This window comes from Acinetobacter gyllenbergii (assembly GCF_001682515.1).
Taxonomy (GTDB): Bacteria; Pseudomonadota; Gammaproteobacteria; order Pseudomonadales; family Moraxellaceae; genus Acinetobacter; species Acinetobacter gyllenbergii.
The window spans coordinates 1162454-1189423 of the sequence record NZ_KV575261.1; the positions used below are offsets into that span (position 1 = coordinate 1162454).

Below are 26970 nucleotides of genomic sequence, written 5' to 3' on the forward strand. Positions count from 1 at the left end.
TACTAATAGATTCTCATTTTAATTATACGGTTTTCTTTTTGAACAGGAAGTGACCGATGACCCATTCTTGTCCTTGTTCAAATCCAAACAATTCCGCGCAAGCCATAAAAAAGATACGCCAACGTTGCCACCAAGCATCGGCATGCTGTGCATATACTTGCTCGAACAGTGGTTTTAATTGTCCAGCGTTACGATCCATGTTTTCCAGCCAGGCATTTGCTGTTTTTTCGTAGTGCGTACCTGACCATTGCCAATGCTGTGATAACTCCAAATCTGTTTGGAAATGCAAAAATGTAGACGTTGCTGGCATTAATCCTCCTGTAAAGAAGTAGCGAGACATCCAGTCGTATTCACTTTTTATTTCAAATGGATAGTGTAAGAAGCGATGGCAAAAAATATGACACCATAACAATCCATTAGGCTTGAGCCATAATTGAATTTTCTGAAATAATTTTTGATAGTTTCTAACGTGCTCAAACATTTCTACAGACACAACACGATCAAACGAATTTTCTTTTAATTCGAGTATGTTGACATCACAGGTGATGATTTTAATATTTTCCAGACCACGTTTTTCTGCTTCAGCTAAAATATGTTGACGTTGCGTTGCGGAATTGGATACTGCAGTAATTTTAGCGTTCGGATAATGCTCCGCCATCCATAAGGTAAAAGACCCCCAACCACAGCCGAGTTCCAAGATATTTTGACCATCATGCAATTGCGCTCGTTCACTGTAAACTTGAAGTGCGAATTCTTCCGCCTCATCTAATTGGGTTGTATCATCAGCAAAAAAACAGGCACTGTATTTTAATCTTTTGCCTAAAACTGCCTGAAAGAAAGCGGTTGGCAACTCATAATGTTGTTCATTGGCTTTGTCTGTTTCAATCGCAATTTCACTCTGCTTCAACATGTTCAACACATCCATATAGCGTTGAGCACCTTGCTCTGGATCATAGCGCCCCTCTTGAATCAAACGCTTTTTACTTAATGTACGAATTGCTGCACGAATCGCTTGATCGGGCACTAGGCCACTCTCAACGAGTTTCAATGATTGCTGAATAATAAAGTCCATACGCTCACCTATTGTTTGGGTTTCCATGGAATAAACATAGAAGTTCGTTTTTGATAATCGAGATAATTCTGTCCTCGATTTTTTAATGCCTGCTGTTCACTAAATGGAATCCCCGTGATGTAATACAAAAAGAACCACATCAAAATTGGATAAATCCATAGGCTATATAATCCTGCTGCAATCCCGATTACTGGGTAGGCAAACCAATGTATCCATTCAAAAAAGTAGTTTGGATGACGTGAATATTTCCATAGCCCCTGATCCATCGTCTTTCCATGATTCTGTGGATTTTGCTTGAAACGGTATAATTGCTGGTCTGCAATTACTTCTCCCATAAATGCAATCACCATAATGATGCCTGCAATAATGAGAAGATCATTGCTTTGGTTATTCCAAACCGTACTTGGCACATTCAGTAAACTCCACATTGGAATACTGAATAAAATTGCTAAACCAGCCTGAAACATAAAAAAAGCAAAAAAGCCAAGGTGTTGATATTTTCCCATCGCTAGACGCATATTGGCATATCGACGATCTTCTTCGTGCTCTGCCATATAACGGCGAAATAAATGCACACTCAATCGTAAAAACCAGACAGAACTCAGAATGCCGATAAACCATGTGACATTCTCTGGTGCAACATCTACACACCAAGCCGTAATGACAATATTCAGGAAAATACAAAAACTCCATGCCACATCAACAATACCTGCACGGCGGTTATATATTGCCCACAACCAGCAAACTGTCATCACGACAACATCAAGTACAAACAATTGCCACAACATGACTGTCTCCTTGACGTATCAAATAACTTTATTTTTAATAAGGACTTGCTTCAAATAAAAGTTGTACATTGCTAATTACACCTTCTTTAAAGCCACCTTCGCAGTAACAAAGATAGAAATCCCACAGTCGAATAAAGTTTTCATCAAATCCCAATGCCAATACTTCTGGTTTGGCATTTAAAAAACGTTCACGCCATTGATGGATCGTTTCAGCATAGCTAAGCCCAATATCTTCAAGATGTTTTAAACGTAATTTCTGTTCAGATGCGGCTTGGGTCAGCACACTAATACATGGAATAAAGCTACCCGGGAAAATATAGCGTTTAATATAATCCACAGTGCTTAATGCTTTTTTATAACGTGCATCTTCGATGGTAATGGCTTGGATCAATCCCAAACCAGTTGGCTTAAGCAGGGATCTACATTTATTAAAGTAAGTTGATAAATATTGTTCACCCACAGCTTCGATCATTTCGATGGAAACCAATTTGTCGAACTTACCTTCTAATAAACGGTAATCTTTGAGTTCAACCTGTACACGATGGCTTAAACCTGCTGCTGCAATACGTTTATTTGCCTCATCGTACTGAGCCTGTGAAATCGTAATTGTGGTCACTTTACAGCCGTAATGCTGGGCTGCATAGATCGCAAAACCGCCCCAACCGCTTCCGATTTCAACGAGATGATCCATGGGTTTCAATTGCAATTTTTGGCAGATCAATTCTTTTTTATAATCAGATGCTTGCTCTAATGTCATGTGCGTTTGCTTATAGACTGCACTGGAGTACATCATGGAAGAGTCTAGAAAGAGCTTAAAAAAATCATTGCTGAGATCATAGTGCTCTGCAATATTTTTGCGACTGCCTGATAATGAATTTTTACGTGTTTTGTACCACGCTTTTAAAATCAGTTGGCTTGCTTGCGAAAGCATATTTTGATTAATTTTATCGAGAACATGACGGTTTCTCGCTAAAATTTGGATCAGTTCAACTAAGTTTTCACTGCTCCAATATCCCTGAATATAACCCTCTGCCGCCCCAAGTACACCATTTTTAAAAATTAGATCAATGAGGGCTTTATTATGCACATCCACCGTTGATTCTAAATCAGAAATTTCTCCTACCGTACCATTCCACGCACCACGGAAATGAATTTGACCATGACGAAGTTTGAGTAAGCTGCGTAAAACCAATGGCAGTGAATCGTTTTCACCGAAAATAAGCGTTTTGATCATCTTGTTTTAAATCCTTATCTTTTTTAGGGTGCCGATAAAATGGAACTTTCTTTCGCCATAAATAAAATGCTTGTAAATAAATCGAAGCGAGCATTTTGAAAGGTTCAAAAACATAATGAACAGCATAACGATTGAGCTGTGAAGGAACTGTGATATTTTCTAATTCGAACAGCATCGTTGCATCAAAAATTAATTTTTGTGTTTGATATAGCTGCATATGAATGACGTTTTGAGCATCAGAAAAGTTAAAGCGCCATTTGTACTGAATATCCATCGGCATAAATGGAGAAACATGAAAACTTTTTTGAAATTCGAATTCTGCACCATGATACTCAGAATGGTGTATTAACTTATCACGACAATCATGCACATAAACTTTGCGTTCTTTCCAAGGCGTATTGGTGATCTCAGTTAAGATAAAAAGAAGCTGTTTTTGACTATTAAAAATAAAATAAAACACCACTGAATTAAAACTGAAACCAAGCATTCGTGGTAAAGCCAATACACGAATTTCTGATTGTATCGGCAAGACCGCATCTACTTGCTGCAATAAGATTTTTTTTATCCTTTGCCTTAAATTCCCTGTATAACCCTGCAAAAAATCATTTTCATCTACCTTTAGAAGATTCCAGTGTGCTGTTGAACATAACCATGAATCACTGAGTTTCGTTGTTATCTGATCAGGATCAAAATATAAATAGCTTAATGTTGCTTTAAATTCATGTGACTTAGGGGTAAATCGGCGATGTCTGATTTTTGCTTTCGCGATAGCAAGTGGAGTTTCTAACATACTCAGCCCCCTATTCATCAGCTATAGTCATTAAATGTTCTACAACACGTTCAGCACTTCTTGCCCCATCTTCATGAAATCCCCACCCCCAATACGCACCACAAAATGAACTACGATTTTTGCCGTTTAATTCATGCCAACGGGATTGGGCCTCAAGCGCAGTTTTATTAAATACGGGATGACGATAATGTCTTTCAATATAAATCTTATCTTTGGCGATCGGTGTATTGGGATTAAGTGTAGAAAAAACCTGTGTTTTACAGTTCAAATTTTGCAAACTGTTCATCCAATAGGTAAAACCAAAGTGAACATTGTCAGTCAAGGTCGATTGTTCATTTTGAGCTTGGGGTGTCACATGAACATGCCAGCTTGCCCACTGAGATCTAGATTTCGGCATAATCGATGTATCATGGTGTACTACCATACGATTATCTTGGTATTCAAAACTGCCTAAGACTTCGCGCTCTCTGTCTGAAGGCTCAACTAATAGTTTTAAAGTGTCGTCGGCATGACTTGCAAAAATGACCCAATCAAATTGCTCTTGCCCATGTGCTGTCACAATGGAGATATGATCTTTGCTTCTGATCACTTGCTTTACTTGATTTTTTTTCCAGATAATTGTTGGGCAATGATGCTGAATTGCATAGATGTAGGATATTGAGCCGCCTTTGATAGTTTGCCACAGCGGTCGATCTTTTAATTGCAGCATACGGTGATGCTGAAAAAAACTTACCACGAACTTGTAGGGAATATTGCCTACTTGATCGACAGGGCTTGACCAAAGCGCCCCGCACATTGGATAGAGGTGTTCATCTCTAAACACCTGAGAATATCCATGATGATTTAAATACTCGTCAATGGTTAATTCAGGATGGCTTTCCTCAACAGAAACATCTTTATTTTCTTTATAAAAGCGAAGTAAATCCGACAGCATCACCCGAAAGTTTTTATTTAAAAAGTTTTGTGGTCGAACCAATAATGACCATTTCTTTGAAGGATTATATTGAAGTCCTGTCACCAGATTATTGACGGAAAAACTCATATCGCTGTTCTGTGCTTTGACTCCAAGCTCAGCAAGCATTGCACTAAAAAGTGGATAGTTATAGGCATTGAAGACAATAAATCCGCTGTCTACGCTTACATTCTTTTGATCAACACTAAACTCATGGGTATCAGTATGCCCACCAAAATAGTCCTGCTTTTCAAAAATGGTCACATGATGCATTTTTGAGAGTTTCCATGCAGCATACATTCCAGAGATACCAGAGCCAACAATTGCAATTTTCATGAAGACTCCTTGGTTTGAGTTTTGATTGGGTTCATCTTAAGATTTAGTTTTTGACTGTTATAAGCAGCATAAATACGTTGTGGTACAGGTTTTATTCCCCAAATTAAACCCAGCCAAGACATTACTTTTAAAAGATAATAGGTGATATCAATTTGCCACCAGAAAAACCCTTGACGCGTACTACCTGCATAATAATGATGATTGTTATGCCATCCCTCTCCTAACGTTATAATTGAAAGAAAAAGATTATTACGACTATTATCCGTGGTATCAAAATCTCTGCTTCCGTATAAATGAGCCAGTGAGTTAATACATAAAGTCGCATGAATCAATAGCACGGTTGAAACAACAAAGCCCCACACCAATAGTTGCAGCCCAGAAGTGCCTAAATTCGAATGACTAGCAGCGAGCCACTCGCCCAATACATAGACAGCAAGAGCAGTCATTAGAACAATGGGGAAACTAAAGCGATCTAACCAGATGATTTCAGGAAATTTTAGCCAGTCTTTGATGACATGTTTACGCGTCGAAAAGTTCTGTTCATTCAAAAACCACCCAATATGGCTGTACCAAAAACCATGGGTAGATGAATGAGGGTCTTGTTCTGTATCGGTAAAATGATGGTGATACCGATGATGTGCAGCCCACCAGAGCGGGCCTCGTTGTGCACTCATTGTTCCTATAAGCAGAAAAATAAATTGTACTGGCCGTGAAGTTTGAAATGTTTTATGGGATAAATAACGATGGAAAAAGGCGGTAATTGCAAACATTCTGATCACATAAAACATGATCATAAAAATAATTGCAACCCATGAAATGCCTACCCAGAAGACAGCTAAACAAGCAATGTGCAGTAAAATAAATGGAACAATTCTCAACCATTGGACTTGAGTATCTTTAATGCTTTTTGGGCCATCAACTGGATTTGATCCAAGCGTATTTGTATTTGACCAACTATCTATCCATCCCAGAAAAAATTTAAACATTGATTCTTCCTGACTACCTCATTTTTATAATTATCATTTTAGAAAATTCGATATGAATTTTATGTGAAGCTTGACTGACCACCCCTATTTTAATACAAAATCATTAAAAAACATAAATTTATATTTGATTAATGCGCACTATTCTTAAGATGTTCTCAACTACGCTAAAACTTTCACCTGAATAGTTTTTGGTAATCGCTCGAATGATTAATATTTGTGAGATAGACATACAATCCTTTAAAAGAATTATATGTCTCGATAGCAATTCAACTAAAACCTTAAATGAATTGTGATTGATTGGTTGTTAAACGCAAATTTATCAAAAGTGTATAACTCTCCTAAAAACTCTCAATTAATTCCAGAAAATCATTCCGAGCTTACGAAAGTCTTTACAACCTATGCAATCAATAGATTTCAAAAGTCTAATAAATAACATTGAAAATTAAGTTGAATTAAAAACTAGTCCAATTCAACTATTTACCACTTATTGTTTCTGTGGAGTGCGAACCAGCTTAGAAACATCATATCCATAATCGCGTGCAGTTTGCACATACGATTGGTACGTTGCTGCATCCAAATTCGGATCTCTTGATAAGATCCATAGGTACTTATGAGATGGCCCCCCTACCAATGCAACACGGTAGTTTGAATCAACTCTTAGAATCCAATAATCTCCTTTGGTGAACGGAATCCATCGTAATCCAGAAGGCAAGAAGCTAACTTTTAGCATACTATTCCCTTCATTTTGGGGATAACCGACACCTTCAGAACTAATGGTTTCTCCTTTTTTTGTACGACAACTATTAATTACAGCAATCGTTTTATCAGTGTTGAGCGAATAGTTAGCTGTAGTATTACTCACACATTTTCGCTGAAAATACATCGGAAAATGTGCTATTTCATACCACTTGCCGATATACTTATCGACCTCAATCTTATCCACTGCTCTAGGAGTATTGGTTTCTGCATGCGTTGCAAAAGAGCCTAAAAATCCTAAAGAAGCAATCAAACCAGAAAAAATCATTGTTCGTTTAATAAGTTGCATACATATCACCCTTAACTTTTATAATTTTTTAAGTTAATAGATGCTGATGTGAATAAACTGTGAAATTAATATCTTCAATACAGAAAGAATAAAATATAGATACGTCCTACTCATTTGAATATATGGAAAAAATTAAAATTCATAGCACTAATTCTACTTTTATAAATGCTTTTCTCACTCCACTTGCTCTACAAAAACACCTAATCCTTTTTTCGTACCTAATAACATTGATCTAACCTTATCTTGCTACATGATCAAATGCTTCTCTTAAAGAATTTTTGTATAAGATCGAATGATCTTGGAAAATATTTTGAGGATGGCGTCAGTTGAACTAGAAAAATAAAATAATGTTTTATTTAAATTTAATTTTGATAAAAAACAAATTCACCCAATATTGCTCCATGCATTTTAAATGCTGACATGATCATATCTCACAATTCAATCTAAAATTTCCTAACAGAGTTTTATTATTTATATTAGCCACCCAATTAATGATATATTATAACATATCATTAATTTCTTACTTAATTTATGTCTATATCTTCTCAACGTTTACAAGCAATTGATGCTCTTAGAGGTTTGGTTATCTTAATCATGATGGTCGATCACGTTAGAGAGACTTTTTACCTTCATCATCAAGTTCCTGATCCAATGCTTGTCCCAGGTACTGAAGAATCTCTTTTCTTAAGTCGAATATTGGCACACTTATGTGCACCTGTTTTTGTACTTTTAACGGGGCTATCCGCTTATCTTTATCAAGCAAAGAATAATCTAGCGATGACAAGAGAGTTTCTTTTAAAGCGGGGATTATTCTTAATTTTCCTCGAGCTAATTGTCATTAATTTTGCATGGACTGGAACCTTCCCACCTAACGTTGTTTATTTACAAGTCATTTGGGCAATTGGTATTAGCATGCTCGCCCTAGCAGCTCTCATTGGGTTACCTAGAAAATTGCTTTGGTTCATTAGCTTGCTGATCATTTTTGGGCACAACTTACTTGATCATCTTTCATTTGAAAATGTTCCAATTCTGCATAACTTGTGGTTAATCCTCCATGAAAGAGGCTGGATTATATTTGGAGATGTCATTCGCTTGAGAACTTCTTATCCTGTTTTACCTTGGATCGGGATCATTACACTAGGATACTGCATTGGTACAACAGTATTTCATCAATCCAAAACAATGCGTCAGAAGAACCAGATCTTACTCAGCTTTGGTCTAGCGAGTATCGGAACCTTCGTTCTTTTACGGTATTTGAATTTTTATGGCGATCAAGCTTGGATCGTAATGCCTTCATTTACTGAGACTGCAATGAGTTTTATGAATCTTACTAAATACCCACCCTCACTTCTATTCACGCTTTTCAATGTGGGTGTTGGACTGATTCTATTAGTTTTGTTGCAAAAAGTTGAAAGTAAGCATTGGGTTAAACCTTTAATTGTATTTGGTTCTGTGCCGATGTTTTTTTATATCGTCCACTTATATGTATTGAAAGTTCTATACCTTATTGCTGTCAATATTTTTGGTAAAAATTACGGCGAATATTACGGTGTTGAAAGCGTTTCAACGCTTTGGGCAATTGCTATTGTCCTCAGTATATTACTGTATCCTCTTGTTTATAAATTTTCTGAATTCAAACATAGAAATAAGCATATCACTCTGCTTAAGTATTTCTAACTGAATGTAAGTTTTCGCTCTGTTTAAGATAGGTAATTGGAAGTGGTTAGAACAACTAATCACCTCCAATCTTCTGAAATATTTAAGAAATAAAATGCAAAACACCATTTAAATGTAATAATATAACATTACACTTAATTTATATTTTCTCACTATGCTTTCCAAATTTTATCTAATATCTTCATGTTCATTACTCTCAAACTTTGTTTGGGCACAAACATCTGATTCGACGACTCCCCTTCCAACAATCGTCATACAAGCACAAAAAACAGATCAAGATGTCTTAACAACATCTGCATCAACTAAATTTACGCATGATGTACTTGATACCCCTTCCAGTCGTAGCTTTCTTTCTCAGGAAGTTTTAAAACAGCAGGATGTGCAACGTATAGATGATGCCTTAAACCAAGTCAGTGGCGTATTCAGTCAAACCAATTATGGTGGTGGCTTCTGGGATAATTTTTCATTTCGTGGATTTAGTACTGACCCGAATATCGGACCGCAAATAATTCGAAATGGATTAAGTGTAAATCGGGGTCTCAGTGCGTCTCGGGATATGGTCAATATTGAATCTTTAGAGTTTCTCAAAGGCCCAATGGCTGCACTATATGGACGAGGAGAAACGGGTGGTTTACTCAATATCAATACTAAAAAGCCAGCATGGGAATCATCTAGTGAAATCAATTTACGAGCGAATAGTCTAGAAAAATATCGTGCTAGCTTTGAGCATACCGCCCCGATTAACGACCAATTAGCATATCGTTTTGCTATTGCACACGAAGATAATAAGAGTTTTCGGGACTATGTGAGTAATTCACGCTGGTTTTTTTCTCCGCAATTAAGCTGGAAGTTATCTGATCGAACTCAATTGGACATAGACACAGAATTCACCCGTGTAGAAGGATTATTTGATCGTGGTATTAGTGCTTATCAGCAGAAAATTATGATGAATCCAAAAACCTATACAGGTGAACCAGATGATGGAGATCATTTACAAACTGATAATTTTTATCAAATTCGACTCACGCATCAGTTAAATGACGATTGGAAAGTCAAAAGTGCCTTGAGTGTTAAAGATAGTTTGTTAAAAGGTTTTTCAAGTGAACCTCGTCGTATACAAAGCGATGGTCGTACTTTAGAGCGGCAGCGACGTTATCGGGATAATAAAAGTGATGATGTGTTATTCCAAACAGAAATGTTAGGCACGATCCAGCAAGACTGGGCAAAACATGAAATATTGTTGAGTGCGGAAATGGGACAAATGAAATATCGCCAATTGCAGCTACGCCGTAATCATAGTTCAGATATACCCAACACCATTGATATTTACCAACCTACCTATGGAAAATATTTACCAGACCTTCCCCTATTTATTGACACTGAGGATCGACAAAAATACTTCGCCTTCAATGTCCAAGATCAGATATTTTTAAATGATCAATGGAGTGTTTTACTTGGTCTACGCTTTGATCATGTCACACAAGAATTTGTGAATAAGATTGCCACGACCTCAAATCAAAAAGACTTACAACAAACCAGTCCACGTTTTGGTTTGAACTATCGTTTGAGTGATGCATGGTCAGTCTATGCCAATTATGGCCAATCATTTGCAATTAATAGTGGCATGGATCGCAATAATCAAACCTTTAACCCAGAAAAAGGTCAAAGTTATGAAATCGGCAGTAAATACCAACTCAACCCACAAAGTCTGATCAGTGTTGCATTATTTAAAATGGATAAGGAAAATGTGCTCACAACAGACCCAATAGATAACAACTTCCAGATAACCGCGGGAGAAGTCTCTAGCCAAGGGATAGAGCTAGATGTCGAAACACAACTGAATGACCAGTTATCACTTCGCGCCAACTATAGTTACACAGATGCTCAAATTGAGAAGGATCAAACACTTGTTAAGGGTTCCCGCTTAAGCAACGTTCCCAAACATAGTGGTTCAATCAGTACAAACTATGAATGGATGTTATCAAACAACTCAAATGTAGGCGTTGGGGCAACAGCTGTTTATGTTGGGAAACGTAGTGGTCATAGCACTGATAACGGATTCAATCTTCCTGAATATACATTAATTAATTTAAATGCTTACTATGCGCCAAGTGAACAAATACGTTATCAGTTCAACCTGAATAACCTTCTGGACAAAACCTATTACACGGCGAGTTATAGTGAGATGTGGATACAGCCTGGTGAACCATTGAATGCATCATTGGCAGTGCAATGGAAATTTTAAAAATGTTTGAATGAATGCGTTAAGGCTAGCTAAGCTGATACAGCCTTAACCATTAAACTTATGAAAGTGCAAAAATATTGTCAGCATCGGATATAACCGTCAACCTTATAATACGCATTAACATTACCCTGTCGTGCTACATGATCTAAAGCTTCCTAATAGAATCTTGTGGCCTTGCTCAGCTTATCTTTTTGTTTTTTAGATAATGAGGGGCTATACAAATTGGATGCATATCAATTAAGTTGAGTAAACTACAGACAGACTAGACCTGTTAAATGCTTTTCGACTGAAAGCTTCTTAAAAATTGGCTAATTTATATAAACAATTTTGGTGGAGGTGGCGTCAGTTTAACTGACCAAAAATTCCAAACGAAATCTGTGTGTTAAAAAATTATAAATTGTAGATTCTTACCCTACTTAAGACTCGTCAGTTACGCAAATCTGATTTAGATGATTTTATTCAGTGCTATAACCCAGAAAACCGTTTTGAACGTAAAGAAACTGAACGATTCAAATATTATAGCTATGAAGACATCATCGCCCGTGACAAGACAAGTTTAGACATTTTCTGGTTAAAGGATAATAGCCTTGATAATCTGGATGATTTACCTGCTCCAGATGTGCTGCAACAAGAAATTATTGAACATTTAGAAGCTGCTTTGGAATCTTTTAAATCTGTTTCTTTAAGCCTTAAAAATTAATTTAAGGCTAAGCTAATTCTATTAGCCTAGCCTTAATTTCTTTCGCAGTCGCAGTCAAATCAACCGTCTGGAATTCTATTGAATAACCCTGAATTTTTGCCTTATCAGATATTTCATAGCCTACACTAGGATGTAACAATACTCCCCTTTGAAATATAGGTCTGCCAGCTCGCTCTTGGGATCTTAAGTAAGTATAGATCTGATAAATATAACCATTTCTAAATTTTTCGTTCCCAAATCGATTGCGAACTAAGATTTCATTGAATTTAGTATCAATAATCATCGCATCATGCGTTTGCTTATTTTTTAAGATAATATCTATTTCCATTGATGGCATCATCTCTGACGAGACATGCTCTTCCTCAAACTTCCATTTTAATTTTTTATTATGACTAACTTCCCATAAACAACATGGAAGGTTATGTAGATAAAATCCATAAACAGCTTTTTCAAATAGTTTTCTTAACCACTCTTCACTCATCTCAGCTAAAGCAGGCAGAAAATAATTTCCCTTATGCGTTGCTGGAATTTGTAACTCATTTAAAAGCTGACAAGTTTGAATTAATGATTTTTCAGAGTAATCGAAATGACCAAATCTATCTGAATAAAGATCGTATGTTAGATCCTGGGGATTTTTAATTGCTAGCCCTTTAAGAATATTAATGTTCTGAAATATTCTTTCTTTAAATTTATCTATCCCATTTAAGAATAGTGCATTTTGTAAAGTAATTAAGACATATTGATGCCTTGGAATATTGAAAGTCAGCTCATCATAGGAGCAATTGACTTTCCCCCTTTGCATCAACATAGCACTTTCTGTTTTTAAAAAATCAATACTGCCTCGAACTCGAGTTAAGTTTTCATTCTTCTGAATATAGCCCCGAGATAACCCCTTAGAAACACTTTGATCAAGTTGCTTACATAGCAACTCTAAGATGATGCCATATAAGTCATCTGGATTTTCTTCAATATCAGCAAAACGATCCTCAGAAGTTTTATAAACTTCTGAGGCGTATAATATTAACAACCAGATATTTCTTATAGGTATCCCGTATCTAGTTATATAGTGCAAATGTACATCTAACATAATGCCTAAATATCCTTTAAAGCATTGCATTGCTCATCAACTTGATTAGGATTATCAGGCCAGTAGTCTAGTAAAAGTGGTTTTATTTCATAATCAATTACATCACACAGCCATTCTTGAAGAGTTATTTCAGAAGGACTGGGTGTAAAGAAACTATGTCCTATACAAAAAGGTTTACCCAGACGAGGATCACTAGAAATCATATTATTTAAGCACTTAATATTTAAGCATAACTTTTCAAGTGTTTCTTTAGTCACATCCTCAAAAATATTTTCTATTACATTCATCCATACGCTATTAAACGTTGGCTCTAATTCTTCAAATACAAAACGCCGACGCAATGCTAAGTCCAATTTTGCCAATGAGCGATCGGCAATATTCATTGTCCCTAATACATAAACGTTATCAGGTACATATACTTTTTCATTTTTATCTTTCTTATAAATTAATTCTAAAGAATTTTCATGAGATCGCTTTGAACTTTCAATTAGAGTTAGCATTTCACCAAAAATCTGAGATGGATTACCTCGGTTGATTTCTTCTATAAGAATGACAAATTTTTGTGAAGGGGTATGGCGTGCTCTGTTAATCAATTCAAGAAAAGGCCCATCGATAAGCTGTAGCTTACCATCAGAATTAGGCCTCCATCCTCTAATAAAATCTTCATAAGAGGTTGTTGGATGAAATTGAACATGAATAAAATTTTCTTTATCTTTTCCAACAACATACTCAGCAAGCTGTTGTACAAGCCATGTTTTACCTGTACCTGTTGCTCCTTGAAATATGACATTTTTTTTAGTCAAAATCCTTCGAACAATCTCCCCTAGTCGGGCTTCATCAACAAAACACTGATTAGCAACAATATCAGCGAGAGATACTTTGGTTTCTTCCACCAATAAAGAATCAGCATCTATAATTTCGTCATCTTGAATAAGGTCTGGATCATAAGCTTTAATACTTAATTCTGGAAAACTCTTTACGAGAGCTTTATCATTTTCAAAGGTTTCTTTCAGTTCTGCCATCAGTTCTAAATATTTTTTTCCATCTATTGTTTTCTTAAAACCACTATATGGAATTTTAATTTTTAATTCTTCTTCGATAAACTTTCTTGAACTACCATCTAAACTTAAATAATCCCACGGTCGTATCCAAAACAAAGCCATGGTAATGTTCCAACCAATCCCCTTTTGCATTAGCAGGTTGTCATAAGACTCTATAAACAATTGCTTTGTTTGAGCAGTCTCTTCCCCATCAGCAAATAAAATTGATAACTCGAAAAAATCCCATAAATTTTGTATATCGTTTGGTTGCTGTAATTCCTCAAAGGAAAAAAACCAAGACTTCATGTTGTTGAGGACAGGTATGCCATCAAAATCACTTGGCAGATTGACATCTATAGATAGGGCTTGTGCTAAATCAGCTGCAATAGCTTTCCTATTATCAACCGTCATTTGCCTATTGATCATACCTACTACAGTAAATGGACAAATATCGTTGAGATCTTTATTAAGTAAATATGACAACTTATGTTGAACAGCAATTGCTTTTATTTTTTCAACCAAAACCTGTCTATCTTGCTTGTATGTGAGTAGTTGATTCGAAAGTTCAATAAAAAATGGAGGCCATGTAATTTCTTTTTTGATGGAATCACCATAACGATTCTTCCAATATGGCTGATTACGGAAATAGTCAAAATCTTGGGCTTGATTATTAAATGTAAAGTCAATTAATTTTTTTGCATATTCCGAATCATACTTTACCCCCCATAAAGTAGTCCTATTCGTATAGAAGTACCATTCCTTTGGTTCTTTAAGTACTTGCCACTCTACATCTATGAAATGACCATCTTGACGATTAGCAGTTATTGTACCAATCGCTTTTATAGCCATTACTGAAACAAAGTTACCTTTACTATTAAATGGCAATGTTTTTTTTCGAACATAAGAAGATTTTATAGCTATTTTATCTCCAACCTTCATAGCGTTAACTTTATCAACCAACTCATTTTCGTAGCCATTTTCCCAAATACCTTGGCTAATAAAGCGATCAAATTGATCATCATTACTACCAAATGATGCTCCAACAAACCAGTACATTGAATTCGATTTTTCCATTTGAATTTCTAAAGACATTTTTACTACTAATTCTATAAATTTAAAAGATTATATCTTCTTTAAGATTATAAATTCCACTACTTACACTTAAGTAGAATTAGCCCTAATATAGAGCTCAATAATTATCAGTCAATAATTAAATATGAAGACGTATACTTCAGATAAGAGCTTAGTAAATCACTTCCGATCTATATTTCTTATCGGTGCAAATACCGCAACTTATAAGTTCGCTTTAGCAAAATCCTTACTAGAATTAAAAAATCAAAATACAACTTTTATTAGTCTAGATGATTTACCCCCTATCTATGCAAGACACCTTATTCAGCATATTCAAACTGGGAAACGTCAAATCCAAGGTAAAGGAACTGCAAAACTTTTAAATGCCTTGTATCTTCATACGCAAGGTCAAATATCAGAAGAACTGATGCTGAATGTCACTAGAGCAGAGGGCTTCAATGGCGTACTTCATCACCATGCCACATCGCGACAACGTCCTTTTTGCAACCTCAGAAGCCCCCCTTGCTTCAATCTTCTTAATGACTTGCAATATCTCAGGTGCTTGGATCTGATTGATCCTTTTATTGGCTACGCTCAAATAAAGTTCATCAAGCGATGCACGCACATTACTAATGTGTTTAGGTGACCAACTTTCTTTTTGATTATTAAACCAATCTTCTGCAACACCTTTAAAAAAGGCTGCGTCTCTTCAACTTCCACTGTATTTTTGATTTTGTACCTAAGATCAAGTGCGATCTCTCTAGCTCGCTTTAGACTTATCTCAGGATATACACCTAAAGATTTAGACTTCCTTTGGCCATTTTCCGTATATCGGATAGACCAGTATTTTTCCCATTCGGATCGACTCGTAACGACAGACCATTAATATCAGAAAGACGGTACTGTTTTTCCCGCGACAGTGCTTTTTTACACATCACATCAGTTAGTGCCATTTTTCCGGCCTCAATCATTTTGAATCTTGTGGGTAAATTTTCCCAATAATTACCCAGAGAAGGCAAAAATAGGGGCAAATCAAGTCGGATGATATCGGATAAACAGGCAAATAAAAAAGCCTTTAAGTATTGAACCTAAAGGCTTTTTTATATCGGATCAAACAAATCCCGAATAATATTTTGGTGGAGATGGCGGGAGTTGAACCCGCGTCCGCCAGCACTACGCCCGAGAATACTACATGCTTAGATATCGTCTACTATTTTAACTCTTTGTGACCCGACGAACAGGGTACAAATCGCGATCCTCTAAATTTAGTACAAAGCCCCGAGGCTTGGCTTTATACGGACTTGTGTGCGTGCGCTTCAGTCGGGTTCACTGACCACAAGTATTCAGTGAAGCGGACAAGCTGCCCTTAGGCAGCTAGAGCGTATGATTCGTCGTTTGCGACTAAAAAATGCAAATTTGATTTACGAGAGGAAATGCGCTCTCGGCATGCATCTATGAGTTTCATTACCAGCGTCGAAGCCAGAAACATCCCCAAAGTACAGCGCAATCATAGCATAGATGACTAGAATTTAAATGTTAATTTCTAAGCATCGAGCAAAATATGCGCTTATAAGCCTATATTGTTGCGAAACTTGCGTTTTCAAGTCCCGATCCAAGTTAATGTGGTGCAGGCCCACCAGCCACAGGTTTCGGTTTTGGACTCATCCAGATCAGAGCACTGGCAAACACAAACACGATCGCCAACAGCATAAATACATGATTGGCAGACATGGTAATCGCCTCTTTATCCACCAAATTGGCAATCGTGGCGAGTGTCGCATCAGAGGAGAATCCATTCTGCAATAAGGTATTTTGTACTTCTTGCGGATGTAAGTTATTCACCATTTCACTGCGCGCCACTTTGGCATGATCATCCCAGATCGTCACAGCAATTGAAGCCCCAATCGCCCCTGCCATGGTTCTCAAGAAGTTCATCAAACCAGCAGCCGATGCCATTTCCTGAGGCAAGACTGAGCCCATTGCAATATTTGACAGTGGGATGAAGAAGAATGGCACTGCAAAGCCCTGCAAGATTTGTGGCCATGCCAAAGACATAAAGTCGGCATCAGTCACCCAAAAAGCACGCATTAAAGTTACAACACCGAGCAAGGCTAAACCAAAACTCGCCAAGGCACGCGGGTCATATTTGGTCGACAACTTGGCCACAATTGGCGACATGGTCAGACTGCCAAAGCCCATGGTGGCGGTGAGATAGCCAGCCCAAGTAGCGGTATAACCCAAATTGATCTGCAGCCACTGTGGGATTAGCACGATACTGCCAAAAAAGGAACCAAAGCCAAAGGCCAATGCCAATACCGACACGGCGAAGCCCCGATGTCGGAACACATACAGATTGACCACGGGATGCTTCTCGGTCAGCTCCCAAATCATAAACACGATAAAGCCAACCACTGCGATCAAAGCCAGCATGATAATACTGCTGCTATTAAACCAATCACGTTCATGTCCCAGATCGAGCATCAATTGCAGTGCGCCAATCCAGAGCACTAACAATCCTAACCCAATCGCATCAATCCGCAGTTTTTCAGTTTTGGTTTCAGCCACAGACAATAAACGTATCGCGGCTAAAACACAGAAAATACCCACAGGAATATTGATAAAGAAAATCCAATGCCAAGACAGATTGTCACTGATGAGCCCGCCAAGGATCGGGCCAAGAATCGGGCCAATCACCGTGGTCATCGCCCACAATCCCATTGCCTGCGCATGTTTTTCAGGTGGGAAAATCCGCATCAATAGCGTTTGGCTGAGTGGCATCAATGGTCCGCCACAGAGACCTTGTCCGATACGGAAAAATACCAGCATTTCTAAAGATGTTGCCAAACCACACAAGAATGAAAAGATGGTAAAGCCAATCAGACCAAAAACAAACACGCGAACCGTACCAAAGCGCCCTGCGAGCCAACCCGTTAACGGTACACAAATCGCTTCTGCAACAGCATAGGAGGTAATCACCCATGTGCCTTGGGAACTGGAAACTGCAAGATTTCCAGTAATATGTGGGACTGAGACATTGGCAATGGTGGTATCTAGGACCACCATAAAATTTGATAGGGCGATAACAAATGCGGCAAGTAGTAAGCGCCCGCCACTCAATTCTGCAAATGGATTTTGCGTTTTCATGGCTGATTACTTCGATGCGAGATCAATATCCGCTTGCATCGACAACCCTACACGCAATGGATGTTCTGCAAGTTCTTTCGGATCAAGACTGATACGCACAGGTAAGCGCTGTACCACTTTAATCCAGTTCCCTGTGGCATTTTGCGCAGGGATCAAGGCAAATGCTGCACCTGTACCGCCTGAGAAACCTTGTACCACGCCGTGATAAACCACGTCATCACCATATAAATCAGAGCGTAAAGTCACTTTCTGCCCTGCTTTGACTTTCGCCAATTGGCTTTCTTTGTAGTTGGCATCGACATACAGTGCAGAGACAGGCACCACCGACATCATCACGGTTCCAGGCGCAACCCGTTGTCCAATCTGAATATTACGGCGGGCGATGACACCATCAACAGGCGCACGAATTACCGTACGTTCTAAATCCAAGGCCGCTTGTTCCACATGTGCTTTTGCGACTAAAACATCTGGAGTAGATGCTTCATTCACCCCTTGAATCAAGGCTTCATTGGCCGCATAGGTACTTTCAGCCGCTTTACGGCTTGAGGTCGCTTGCGCCAAACCTGCTTGTGCCAAATCCAGACTGGCTTTTGCTGTTGAAACCGCACTTTGTGCCTTGCTTAATTCCTCTTTAGAAATTGCACCTGATGCAGCCAGTTCATTACGACGATTCAATTCCAATGCAGCACGATCATAATCGGCTTGTGCTTTGGTCACTTGTGCCTGTGCACTAGTGATTTCATCATTACGAACCACAACCTGAGAATTTAAAGAACTGCTATTGGCTTGGCTTTGTTTATATTGGCGTTGCGCTTTAGCAAGTTCTGCCTGCGCCTGTGCCAATTGAATCTTGGCATCACGTTCATCAATACGCACCAACACATCGCCTTGTTTGACCTGTTGGGTCTCTTTAACCAATACCTCAGCCACCTGCCCACTGACCATTGAGGTGATTTGTGCAGTTTCTGCACCCACATAAGCATTGTCTGTACTAACCGAATGATTAAAGAATAACGCCCAAATGCCATACAGAATTGCAGCGAGAATGAGAATGAGTGCGAAAAATCCAAGGAATTTTTTACGTTTTGCTTTCATTGCATCATCTGATGCCGAATCTGAAGCAGCATCCTGCTGGTTGGCTTGAGCGTCAGTCATAAGTTATTCCTGAAAATTAAAGAGATTTTTAACTTTTGGTTTAATCAGCCGATCAGTTTAATTTTGAAAACTTAACTGAATGTTAAAAAAACCCAAAATGAAAAATAAGAACAAAAACCATTTCGCATTTTAACGATAAAAAATCATATGACGAGATTAAAAAAAATAACTGATGCGTTCAATTCTTATAAATTGATATTTTAATGATAATAAGAAACTTAAAGTTTGGGTTCTAAGCAAGTGATCTTCGTCGTCTCCTCAGACACCACAATGCTTAACATACCTATAAAGCATGAAGATATACGTGGAATAGGCTTGTGTATTTGGCTGGATTTGTTCTAATGAACTCAGGTGGAATATTGATTTTTGCACATCAATTCATTTTTCCACGCGAGAAAAACGCGGTCATTTATGGATCAGAATGGCATTTTTCTTGCTGCTAAAACAACAAACACTTAGCTAGGTGAAAGGACGATGACATCACTCAGCCAAAACATGGATCTTATCCATCATTCCCATCAGGCCGACTTTGCTCAAGATCTGATGTCAATGATCTGTGGTGAACACCGCTTGGATACCCTATGTCGAGAAACACTCGATTTTCATTATGACGGGATTCGTTTACCGCATAAAAAAATGGCGATCGGGACCATCAGCTATGGAGCCAATGTCGCCATCAATATTGCCAACCTAAAAGCCTATAGCATCAGCCTGCCCTTTCACGGCAAACAAACGCTCAGTATCCGTGGCGCAAAATACCAATCCGATGCACAAACTGGTTTGATTGTCTCCAATCAGGACTTACAGGATTTGGTCATCAATCAGGACTGTCAAAAATTTCAGGTGGTCATTCCTGAAAATAGCTTGCAACTGGTGCTGTCCGAACTTCTCAATCAACCAATTGAAGAAGCCATCGTATTTAACCCTGAAATTTCCTTGTCGATGACTGGCTTGATGCAAGCATGGTGGCACAATATTGAAAATTTCTTGCAGTTAAAATCGCATTATGCTGACTTCTCAGGCCTACCCATGTTTTCCGAGGACTATGAAAATTTTGTGATTAAAGCCCTGCTGCTGTCTCAGGAGAATAATTATTCTGCGGCGCTACATGAACGCTGCAACCGAGCTGAACCAGCCTATCTGCGTAAAGTAAAAAACTTTATCATTCAGCATGCCCATGAAGCCCTCAATGCCGAAAGCTTACACACGTTGGCAGGTGTGTCTAAATCCAAACTCTATGAAGAATTTCAGCAGCATTATGGCCTGAGTCCAATGGCCTATCTACGTAAATATCGCCTACAGCAAATCTATAAAATATTGAGCAATGCCGCCAAGCATCAAAAAATTTCCATCTCTAAACTGGCTTATGATTGGGGCTTTAACCACCTCAGCCGTTTTGCTCAGGAATATAAGGATGAATTTGGGGAAAAACCAAGTGAAACCCGAAATAAACATGAGTGAACACTCTTAAATATAAAAAAGCCCAGTCAACATACTGGGCTTTTTCCATTAACTGGTGCTTAACACTGGATTGGCTTTATTGTTCTGACGCATGGCTTTTAAACTCAAAGCAATAAAAGCAATCAAGGTCGGCAAGGCCAACAGATAGAAAATTCCGCCAAGGCTAATTTCATAAGTAAAAATATAAGAACCGAAGAATGCCCCAAAGATGGCGCCGACACGGCCAATACCATGCATCCATGACACGCCTACCGCACGACACTGCGATGGATAAAATAAAGCGGCCAAAGGTAATAGAGACGATTGCGCCCCTGTCAGCAATGCTCCGATCAGGAAAATACTGATGCCAAGCAGTAAGATACTGGAACTAACGAAGCCCGCAACGATAAACATGATAAATGCAGTCAGGTAAGCATATTTAATCACCAGAGTTGGATTCAGTTTATCCATATACCAGCCCATAATAATGGCCCCGATCACCCCACCAAAAGGGAATATTGCAGCAATTAAACTAAACTGTTGTGTGCTAAAGCCTGCGGTTTTTAAAATAGTCGGCATCCAGCTGGTTAGCAAATAGAACACCAAGAGACTCATAAAACAGCACAGCCATAACATCACTGAACCCCATAGATATTTACCTAAAACTGTTTTGACCGGGCTTTCACTGTGGTCTACATCAAGGTGCGGCAACTCGATTTTGACCGTATCAGCAAAAGCATGATCTTGAATCTTTGCCAGAATCTGTTGTGCTTTGGCTTGCTGCTCTCGTTTGATCAGATAAGGCACTGATTCAGGTAATTTCAGCAATAAAGCCACCACGAGGAACAAGGGAATAATGCCACCTAAAATCACCACTTTGGCCCAACCCAGATTTTCCAGTAAATAAGCAGACAACAGACCGCCACAGGAAATCCCCAACATAAATCCACAACCCGCCAAACCAGTCAGAAAGGCTTTACGTTTCGCAGGCATATATTCTGAAACAATCGTACTGATATTTGGCATCGCCGCACCCAAACCCACGCCGGTAATAAAGCGGTAAATCATCAAGTCCTGCGTGGAAGAAGCAAAACCACATAAGATGGTAAATATGGAAAATAATAAAGTGGTGAACACGATCACCCCTTTACGCCCAAACCGATCTGCCAATGGTCCTGAAATAATTGCACCGATCGACATCCCCACCAGCGCTGCACTGAGTACGGGTGCCAATTCAGGTTTACTGATGCCCCAATCATCCAGTAAGGCAGGTGCGATAAAACCAATAATTCCAGTATCTAAACCATCACAAAAAAACACCAAGAAACCTAGTGCAAAGACCAGCCATTGTAGTGGCGATAAGCGGTCACGATTGATTACGGTATTAACATCAACTGTCTTCATCTTTATTCCCTTAAAAGCAAATTCTGTTAAAACTTCTGTTGGTTGGATCAATTAAATATGTGCAGTCAATCTCTCCTTCAGAGTCGTCTGATTGCATACATCCGATATTTTTAATGTTGAGGATGATGTTTTTGATGAATGAAAAAAGGGATGGTCATTACGATGTTCCACCCCTTTTCGATTAAGCATCGAGTGCAATACGTGCACTGTTGCTTTGTAAAAACTTCTCGCTATAGAGACGGTAATTACTTAATGCTTGCTCATCCAGCCAGCTTTTGACCGCTTCGATCATCGGCGGTGGCCCGCATAAATACATATCAAAGGCTTGTTCCGCCAGTTGCTCCCGATTCAGGTGCTGATGGATATAACCTGTTTTTCCTGTCCACGTCTCTGAAGCTTGGGTGATGATGGGTTGATAGTTAAAATCTGGTAACCGTTCCGCATAGGCCTGTAACCGCGACTGCTCACATAAATCGATTTCCTGATTAACCCCGTAATACAACTGAATTGCAGGTACATTGGCTTGCTCGGCAACATTGTCCAGCATACCTAAAAAAGCAGATAAACCTGTTCCACCTGCAATAAACACCAACGGTCGTTGCACTTCACGTAAATAGAAACTGCCCAAAGGTGCTTCCATCATGATGGTTTGCCCCACTTGGCAGCGCTCACGTAAATAATTACTCATTACCCCATCAGGCAATAAGCGAATTAAAAATTGCAGTTGATTATCTGGATTGGGGCGATTGGCAAAGGAATAAGAACGCCAATCTTCTGTCTCAGGGATTTGCAAACGGGCATATTGACCTGGCAGAAACTCAAGTTGCTTGGCATGGGCACTGGCATCGACATGCAGGATGGCGGTAGTCTCTGAAACCAGTTCAAGCTTAGTCACTTTGCTGGCAATTTTCAGTGTCTCACCAGCGTTGCAGATTTCAGAACTATGATCAAAATAAAAGGCCGCATTGGATTTGACCCGCGTTTGGCAAGCCAGCATTTTACGCTCAGCCAAATCACGTTCACTCAGCGCATCTTCATCCACATATTCCTGTTCATAAATGCCTGTTTCACATTGACCCTGACAGGTTCCGCACACGCCCTCACGACAATCCAAGGGTAAATTGATGCCTTGACGAATTGCGGCATTCAACAGTAACTCATCCTCTTGAACTGAAATAAAAAAGGTTTTTCCATCGGCAAAATTAAGCGCAACTGAATGTCCCATCATGATGCTCCCTTAAACATGATAAAAATCTAAGACCGAATCAATTTTGTCATTTAGCAAAATCGTGTGCTGACGGCGGATACGGAATCCTTCCGCCGTAGGTCTTAACAGATAAGTGGCATGTCCATAGAAACAACCTTCCAGTCCTTGACGGTTATATAAGGTGCTCCAACCGACTTTGGCTTCAATCAAACCCTCTGGCAGAGTTTTAACCTGTACATTTTGAATACTATGCTGCGTGCGGGGTAAGGGTGTCGCCGATGCCGCCTTACCAGTACGGATACGAAATACGCGATCTTCCAGACCTGAACGATCGGCATAATAAATATAAGACAAGCCCTGATTCGGATCTTCGACATAACGATGGTCATCAATCCATTGCGGAATGTGATATTCGCTATCTTCATCATACAATTCCAGATAGGCATCCCAATCATAACGATCACACAGTTCAGACTTCTGATATAAAAATTGTGAAACAGCAAAATGTAATTCAGCAGTCATGGCTTAGACCTCCTCTGTCACAGTATCTAACTGGTAGGTAATATCCTGCATTTTTAAGGCCTTGCGATTTAAGCCATCCAGCATTAAGCGCTGCCATTGACCATGTTGATTGACATAGAGGCCTTCATGCGTCAGTTCACGGCCCGTGATCACAGGTTGAATCCCCAGATCCTGTGCATTTTGCGTCAACTCATAGCACCATTTATGCTGTCCACGAGAAATATCACTCCACCGCTCCAAACGCGCTTGGAAACCTTTTTGCTGTTCACGGAACTCCACCAAATCATCTGGCGTACCTAATCCAGAGACATTGAAAAAGTCTTCAAACTGTCGAATACGGTTACGACGCGCTTCTGTTGACTCTCCTTTGACCGCCAGACATTGGCTAATCACTTCGGTTTTATTCCACGCCACAGGGCGCACAATCCGTAGTTGAGAACTGATCTGATCCATAAAGAACAAGCTTGGATAGAGGTTTAGGTTTCTGAGGCGATGCATCGCCCATTCAGCACGCTTAGCACCATATTTTTCCAGCAGATAAGGCATCACCGTGTCATAGCCAGGACGCACGGCTGGATTTGGCATCTCACTGAACAGGACACTATGACCGTTTTTAAAACTGAACCAGCCATCATCGGTTTGGTTATCACCTGCACCTAATTTACTGTAATCCAAGGTATCCAGATCATCGCCTTTAGCTGCATTAACCTGTTGGCGATGTTGTACGGTTGAGACATAGTTATAGTGCACAGTACTGACGTGATAGCCATCCAGACCATTTTCATTTTGCAACTTCCAGTTTCCTGCAAAGGTATAAGCAGATTTTCCTTGCAGGACTTCCAACTCACCTGTTGGCGACTGCTCCACCATTAAATCGAGGAATACTTTGGCATCCCCCAAAAAGTCTTCAAGGGTATCTGTTGCTTGTGTGTCCAGACTGACAAAAACAAAGCCACGATAACTGGCAATTCGTCCTTGTTTGAGACCACGACTGGATTTATCAAAATCTTCACAATATTCCGCAGGCGCTTTAACCTTGACCAGACGACCATCTGATTTATAGCACCACGCATGGAACGGACAGGTAAAGGTAGATTGATTGCCTTTGGCCACACGGGTTAAGGTCGCACCACGATGTTCACAGGCATTGACCATGGCATGTAATTGACCTTGACCATCACGGCTAATAATCAGCGGTTGGCGCCCAATCTGAACCGTTAAAAAATCATGATTATTGGGAATTTCACTTTCGTGACAGGCGTAGATCCAAACTTTCTCAAAGATCAATTCCATTTCCAAATCGAAAAGCTCAGCCTCTGTGAACATCTCGCGTGCAATACGGAATACGCCATCGTTCGGGCGAAAATCCAAACATCCTGTGATGAAATCTTGCCATTCTGCAATATTACGTGGAGCCATTTTCATCTCCTCCAATCCATAAAAACCTTTTCATGATTGAAGCCTGATTTATGGCCCAGCTCTATCCACTTTTTCCAGATCTCTATCCAGTGTGTGAATTATTTTTAGATCGCTTTATAGAAAGATGATGCAGCCAATTGAGGTAGAAATATTCGCACCCCAACCCGACTCATCGAATCATACTTTAGGGAAGATAGGCCGCTAATTTTTAATCGCCCGTGTTGCCAAAAAGGTTGGCATGAATTGATCCACTAAAAAACGTGGTTGTGGTTGATCATCTTCATAAAAGCTTTGAATCAGAAAACCTGCGGCCAGTTGCCCCTGAATTAAATCCGTGAGGCTATGTCCAAACACCACCGCCTCACCTGCTTGCAGTTTGGCATTGAGCGCCTCTGCACTCAGATCTTGAAGATCGGAATAAGGTAATTTATAAATCGGGTGAATCAGCCCCTGTTTGGCATATTGAGGATTGCGATCTGCAATAAAAACCACAGGATTATAAAAACTGGCGATCAAAACCCCTTGCGGTTTCAGTACCCGATAGCATTCCCGCCATACCGCTTCAACATCGGCAACATACAGGTTTGAAATCGGTTGAATGATCAAATCAAATTCAGCCTCCTGAAAGGCCTGCAAATCACACATATCTCCCTGAACAGTTTTTAAATGAAGTCCTTCCCGTTCAGCAACCATTCGGTCTTGCTGCAATTGTTGATCAGAAAGATCAAAGACCGTGACATTCGCGCCTGCAGCCGCCAACACAGGTGCTTGTTGACCACCTGCAGAGGCTAAGCACAGGATGTTTTTTCCGACAATCTCACCGAGCCATGCTTTGGATAATGGTCTTGGCGTGATATGTAGCTCCCAATCACCATGACGAGCTGCGCGAATCAGTTCATGACTGACAGGACGTGACCAAGCTTGCTGCTCTCTCGCCTGCTGATCCCAAGCTGCACGATTATGGCTGAGAAAATCGAAATGATGGATTGGCTTTGCCACAATGACGCTCCCTTTTCTGACGCTTAAATCGTTCAAGATAGAAATACGATATCGATGCAAAAAAAGGAAGCGGTGTTCAGGACAGAAGCTGCTGCCTAAAAGACAACAGAGGTTGTGCCATCTAAATTAATAGGCATACGAGGCAATTGCGGTTGCAATCGCTTTATCTTCATCATTGACCATGGTCATACGCATAGTGCAACCTTTACGACCTAGGCGTAAGGTTTCCGCACGGGCAATAAAATGTTTGCCACGTCCTGGTGCCAGATAATCCACCCGCATATCCACCGTCGCTAAACGCGATACTTTTTTGATGGTATCAGGTAAATCTTCTGGCGTGGCACGGCGATAAAGCTGCTCCATCGCAACCACCCCACCAATACTGTCCAGAATCGTGGCAGCAACGCCACCATGTAAAATCTGAAATGCCACATTCCCCACCAGTTCTGGCTGCATCTCAACATAGGCTTCAATTTGATCATCGACCACTCGCATGACCATGCCACTGTAGTTAAAAAATGGACAGGCATTGAATGCCTTGCACAGCTGTTTCAACACCACTTGGTGGTCTGCCTTGGCACCTAGCTGAATATTCCCAGTCCAGTTTCTCTTTACATCATTCATACGCGGCCTACACTCAATGGAAAGAATAACTTT

At 39.5% G+C, this 26970-nt stretch carries 20 protein-coding genes, 1 other RNA gene and 1 pseudogene; 3 read left to right on the forward strand and 19 right to left on the reverse strand.

Annotated elements, in window-relative coordinates; all coding sequences use genetic code 11:
- Nucleotides 1-22 precede the first annotated feature (22 nt).
- From NG55_RS05710 to NG55_RS05740, 7 genes are all read right to left on the reverse strand, one after another.
- Nucleotides 23-1072 carry an SAM-dependent methyltransferase gene (locus NG55_RS05710; RefSeq protein ID WP_065342720.1) on the reverse strand — a complete coding sequence of 350 codons (1050 nt, stop codon included), beginning with the start codon at nt 1070-1072 and terminating at the stop codon, nt 23-25.
- Nucleotides 1073-1080: 8 nt separating this feature from the next.
- Nucleotides 1081-1860: a DUF1295 domain-containing protein gene (locus NG55_RS05715; protein ID WP_065342643.1), complete on the reverse strand. Its 780-nt coding sequence runs from the start codon at nt 1858-1860 to the stop codon at nt 1081-1083.
- Nucleotides 1861-1894: 34 nt separating this feature from the next.
- Nucleotides 1895-3094, reverse strand: coding sequence for an SAM-dependent methyltransferase (locus tag NG55_RS05720; protein WP_065342644.1), 1200 nt, complete (start codon nt 3092-3094; stop codon nt 1895-1897).
- Entirely contained in the window at nt 3069-3884 is an 816-nt protein-coding gene (locus NG55_RS05725; protein WP_065342645.1) for a DUF1365 domain-containing protein, read from the reverse strand. The genes NG55_RS05720 and NG55_RS05725 overlap by 26 nt, the downstream gene beginning before the upstream one ends.
- 10 nt (nt 3885-3894) lie before the next feature.
- A complete protein-coding gene (locus tag NG55_RS05730; protein ID WP_065342646.1) occupies nt 3895-5172 on the reverse strand; it encodes an NAD(P)/FAD-dependent oxidoreductase in 1278 nt (425 codons plus the stop codon).
- The gene (locus tag NG55_RS05735; RefSeq protein ID WP_065342647.1) at nt 5169-6158 is read right to left on the reverse strand and encodes an acyl-CoA desaturase; all 990 of its coding nucleotides are present in this window, start codon (nt 6156-6158) and stop codon (nt 5169-5171) included. Before NG55_RS05735 ends, NG55_RS05730 begins: the two co-directional genes overlap by 4 nt.
- 484 nt (nt 6159-6642) lie before the next feature.
- Nucleotides 6643-7182, reverse strand: coding sequence for a lipocalin family protein (locus NG55_RS05740; protein WP_378319684.1), 540 nt, complete (start codon nt 7180-7182; stop codon nt 6643-6645).
- A gap of 552 nt (nt 7183-7734) precedes the next feature.
- On the opposite strand from NG55_RS05740, the gene NG55_RS05745 reads away from it, so the two are divergent.
- Nucleotides 7735-8880, forward strand: coding sequence for an acetyltransferase domain-containing protein (locus tag NG55_RS05745; RefSeq protein WP_065342648.1), 1146 nt, complete (start codon nt 7735-7737; stop codon nt 8878-8880).
- A gap of 154 nt (nt 8881-9034) precedes the next feature.
- Complete coding sequence (locus NG55_RS05750; RefSeq protein ID WP_065342649.1) at nt 9035-11125, forward strand: TonB-dependent siderophore receptor; 2091 nt, start codon at nt 9035-9037, stop codon at nt 11123-11125.
- A gap of 707 nt (nt 11126-11832) precedes the next feature.
- On the opposite strand, the gene NG55_RS05755 is transcribed toward NG55_RS05750, so the two are convergent.
- From NG55_RS05755 to NG55_RS05780, 6 genes and pseudogenes are all read right to left on the reverse strand, one after another.
- Entirely contained in the window at nt 11833-12912 is a 1080-nt protein-coding gene (locus NG55_RS05755) for a 5-methylcytosine restriction system specificity protein McrC (protein WP_171257923.1), read from the reverse strand.
- A 5-nt stretch (nt 12913-12917) separates the two neighbouring features.
- Complete coding sequence (locus tag NG55_RS05760) at nt 12918-15044, reverse strand: McrB family protein (protein ID WP_065342651.1); 2127 nt, start codon at nt 15042-15044, stop codon at nt 12918-12920.
- Between the two features lie 436 nt (nt 15045-15480).
- A pseudogene (locus tag NG55_RS21235) lies at nt 15481-15976 on the reverse strand (tyrosine-type recombinase/integrase); the annotation flags it as partial.
- 181 nt (nt 15977-16157) lie between these two features.
- Nucleotides 16158-16516, reverse strand: a transfer-messenger RNA (tmRNA) gene (gene ssrA / locus NG55_RS05770).
- A 124-nt stretch (nt 16517-16640) separates the two neighbouring features.
- A complete protein-coding gene (locus tag NG55_RS05775; RefSeq protein WP_005190871.1) occupies nt 16641-18167 on the reverse strand; it encodes a DHA2 family efflux MFS transporter permease subunit in 1527 nt (508 codons plus the stop codon).
- 6 nt (nt 18168-18173) lie between these two features.
- Nucleotides 18174-19322: an HlyD family efflux transporter periplasmic adaptor subunit gene (locus NG55_RS05780; protein WP_065342652.1), complete on the reverse strand. Its 1149-nt coding sequence runs from the start codon at nt 19320-19322 to the stop codon at nt 18174-18176.
- A gap of 474 nt (nt 19323-19796) precedes the next feature.
- On the opposite strand from NG55_RS05780, the gene NG55_RS05785 reads away from it, so the two are divergent.
- On the forward strand, nt 19797-20783 hold the full coding sequence (locus NG55_RS05785; RefSeq protein WP_016541933.1) for an AraC family transcriptional regulator: 987 nt from the start codon (nt 19797-19799) through the stop codon (nt 20781-20783).
- A 48-nt stretch (nt 20784-20831) separates the two neighbouring features.
- Here NG55_RS05785 and NG55_RS05790 read toward each other — a convergent pair whose 3' ends face one another.
- The 6 genes from NG55_RS05790 to NG55_RS05815 form a co-directional block, all read right to left on the reverse strand.
- Nucleotides 20832-22166, reverse strand: coding sequence for an MFS transporter (locus NG55_RS05790; protein ID WP_065342653.1), 1335 nt, complete (start codon nt 22164-22166; stop codon nt 20832-20834).
- A gap of 181 nt (nt 22167-22347) precedes the next feature.
- Nucleotides 22348-23397 carry an anthranilate 1,2-dioxygenase electron transfer component AntC gene (gene antC, locus NG55_RS05795; RefSeq protein ID WP_141669882.1) on the reverse strand — a complete coding sequence of 350 codons (1050 nt, stop codon included), beginning with the start codon at nt 23395-23397 and terminating at the stop codon, nt 22348-22350.
- A gap of 6 nt (nt 23398-23403) precedes the next feature.
- Nucleotides 23404-23895 carry an anthranilate 1,2-dioxygenase small subunit gene (gene antB / locus NG55_RS05800; protein ID WP_004805221.1) on the reverse strand — a complete coding sequence of 164 codons (492 nt, stop codon included), beginning with the start codon at nt 23893-23895 and terminating at the stop codon, nt 23404-23406.
- Nucleotides 23896-23898: 3 nt separating this feature from the next.
- A complete protein-coding gene (gene antA / locus NG55_RS05805; RefSeq protein WP_065342721.1) occupies nt 23899-25314 on the reverse strand; it encodes an anthranilate 1,2-dioxygenase large subunit in 1416 nt (471 codons plus the stop codon).
- 201 nt (nt 25315-25515) lie between these two features.
- A complete protein-coding gene (locus tag NG55_RS05810) occupies nt 25516-26313 on the reverse strand; it encodes a class I SAM-dependent methyltransferase (RefSeq protein WP_065342655.1) in 798 nt (265 codons plus the stop codon).
- A 126-nt stretch (nt 26314-26439) separates the two neighbouring features.
- Nucleotides 26440-26937 carry a thioesterase family protein gene (locus NG55_RS05815; protein ID WP_065342656.1) on the reverse strand — a complete coding sequence of 166 codons (498 nt, stop codon included), beginning with the start codon at nt 26935-26937 and terminating at the stop codon, nt 26440-26442.
- Nucleotides 26938-26970 lie beyond the last annotated feature (33 nt).

Coding starts and splice junctions, on each gene's coding strand:
- NG55_RS05750 (WP_065342649.1), top strand. CDS start 9,035: ATGCTTTCCAAATTTTATCTAATATCTTCATGTTCATTACTCTCAAAC.
- antB (WP_004805221.1), bottom strand. CDS start 23,895: ATGACTGCTGAATTACATTTTGCTGTTTCACAATTTTTATATCAGAAG.
- NG55_RS05720 (WP_065342644.1), bottom strand. CDS start 3,094: ATGATCAAAACGCTTATTTTCGGTGAAAACGATTCACTGCCATTGGTT.
- NG55_RS05730 (WP_065342646.1), bottom strand. CDS start 5,172: ATGAAAATTGCAATTGTTGGCTCTGGTATCTCTGGAATGTATGCTGCA.
- NG55_RS05760 (WP_065342651.1), bottom strand. CDS start 15,044: ATGTCTTTAGAAATTCAAATGGAAAAATCGAATTCAATGTACTGGTTT.
- antA (WP_065342721.1), bottom strand. CDS start 25,314: ATGGCTCCACGTAATATTGCAGAATGGCAAGATTTCATCACAGGATGT.
- NG55_RS05715 (WP_065342643.1), bottom strand. CDS start 1,860: ATGTTGTGGCAATTGTTTGTACTTGATGTTGTCGTGATGACAGTTTGC.
- NG55_RS05735 (WP_065342647.1), bottom strand. CDS start 6,158: ATGTTTAAATTTTTTCTGGGATGGATAGATAGTTGGTCAAATACAAAT.
- NG55_RS05775 (WP_005190871.1), bottom strand. CDS start 18,167: ATGAAAACGCAAAATCCATTTGCAGAATTGAGTGGCGGGCGCTTACTA.
- NG55_RS05790 (WP_065342653.1), bottom strand. CDS start 22,166: ATGAAGACAGTTGATGTTAATACCGTAATCAATCGTGACCGCTTATCG.
- NG55_RS05815 (WP_065342656.1), bottom strand. CDS start 26,937: ATGAATGATGTAAAGAGAAACTGGACTGGGAATATTCAGCTAGGTGCC.
- NG55_RS05745 (WP_065342648.1), top strand. CDS start 7,735: ATGTCTATATCTTCTCAACGTTTACAAGCAATTGATGCTCTTAGAGGT.
- NG55_RS05740 (WP_378319684.1), bottom strand. CDS start 7,182: ATGATTTTTTCTGGTTTGATTGCTTCTTTAGGATTTTTAGGCTCTTTT.
- NG55_RS05780 (WP_065342652.1), bottom strand. CDS start 19,322: ATGACTGACGCTCAAGCCAACCAGCAGGATGCTGCTTCAGATTCGGCA.
- NG55_RS05755 (WP_171257923.1), bottom strand. CDS start 12,912: ATGTTAGATGTACATTTGCACTATATAACTAGATACGGGATACCTATA.
- NG55_RS05725 (WP_065342645.1), bottom strand. CDS start 3,884: ATGTTAGAAACTCCACTTGCTATCGCGAAAGCAAAAATCAGACATCGC.
- NG55_RS05710 (WP_065342720.1), bottom strand. CDS start 1,072: ATGGACTTTATTATTCAGCAATCATTGAAACTCGTTGAGAGTGGCCTA.
- NG55_RS05785 (WP_016541933.1), top strand. CDS start 19,797: ATGACATCACTCAGCCAAAACATGGATCTTATCCATCATTCCCATCAG.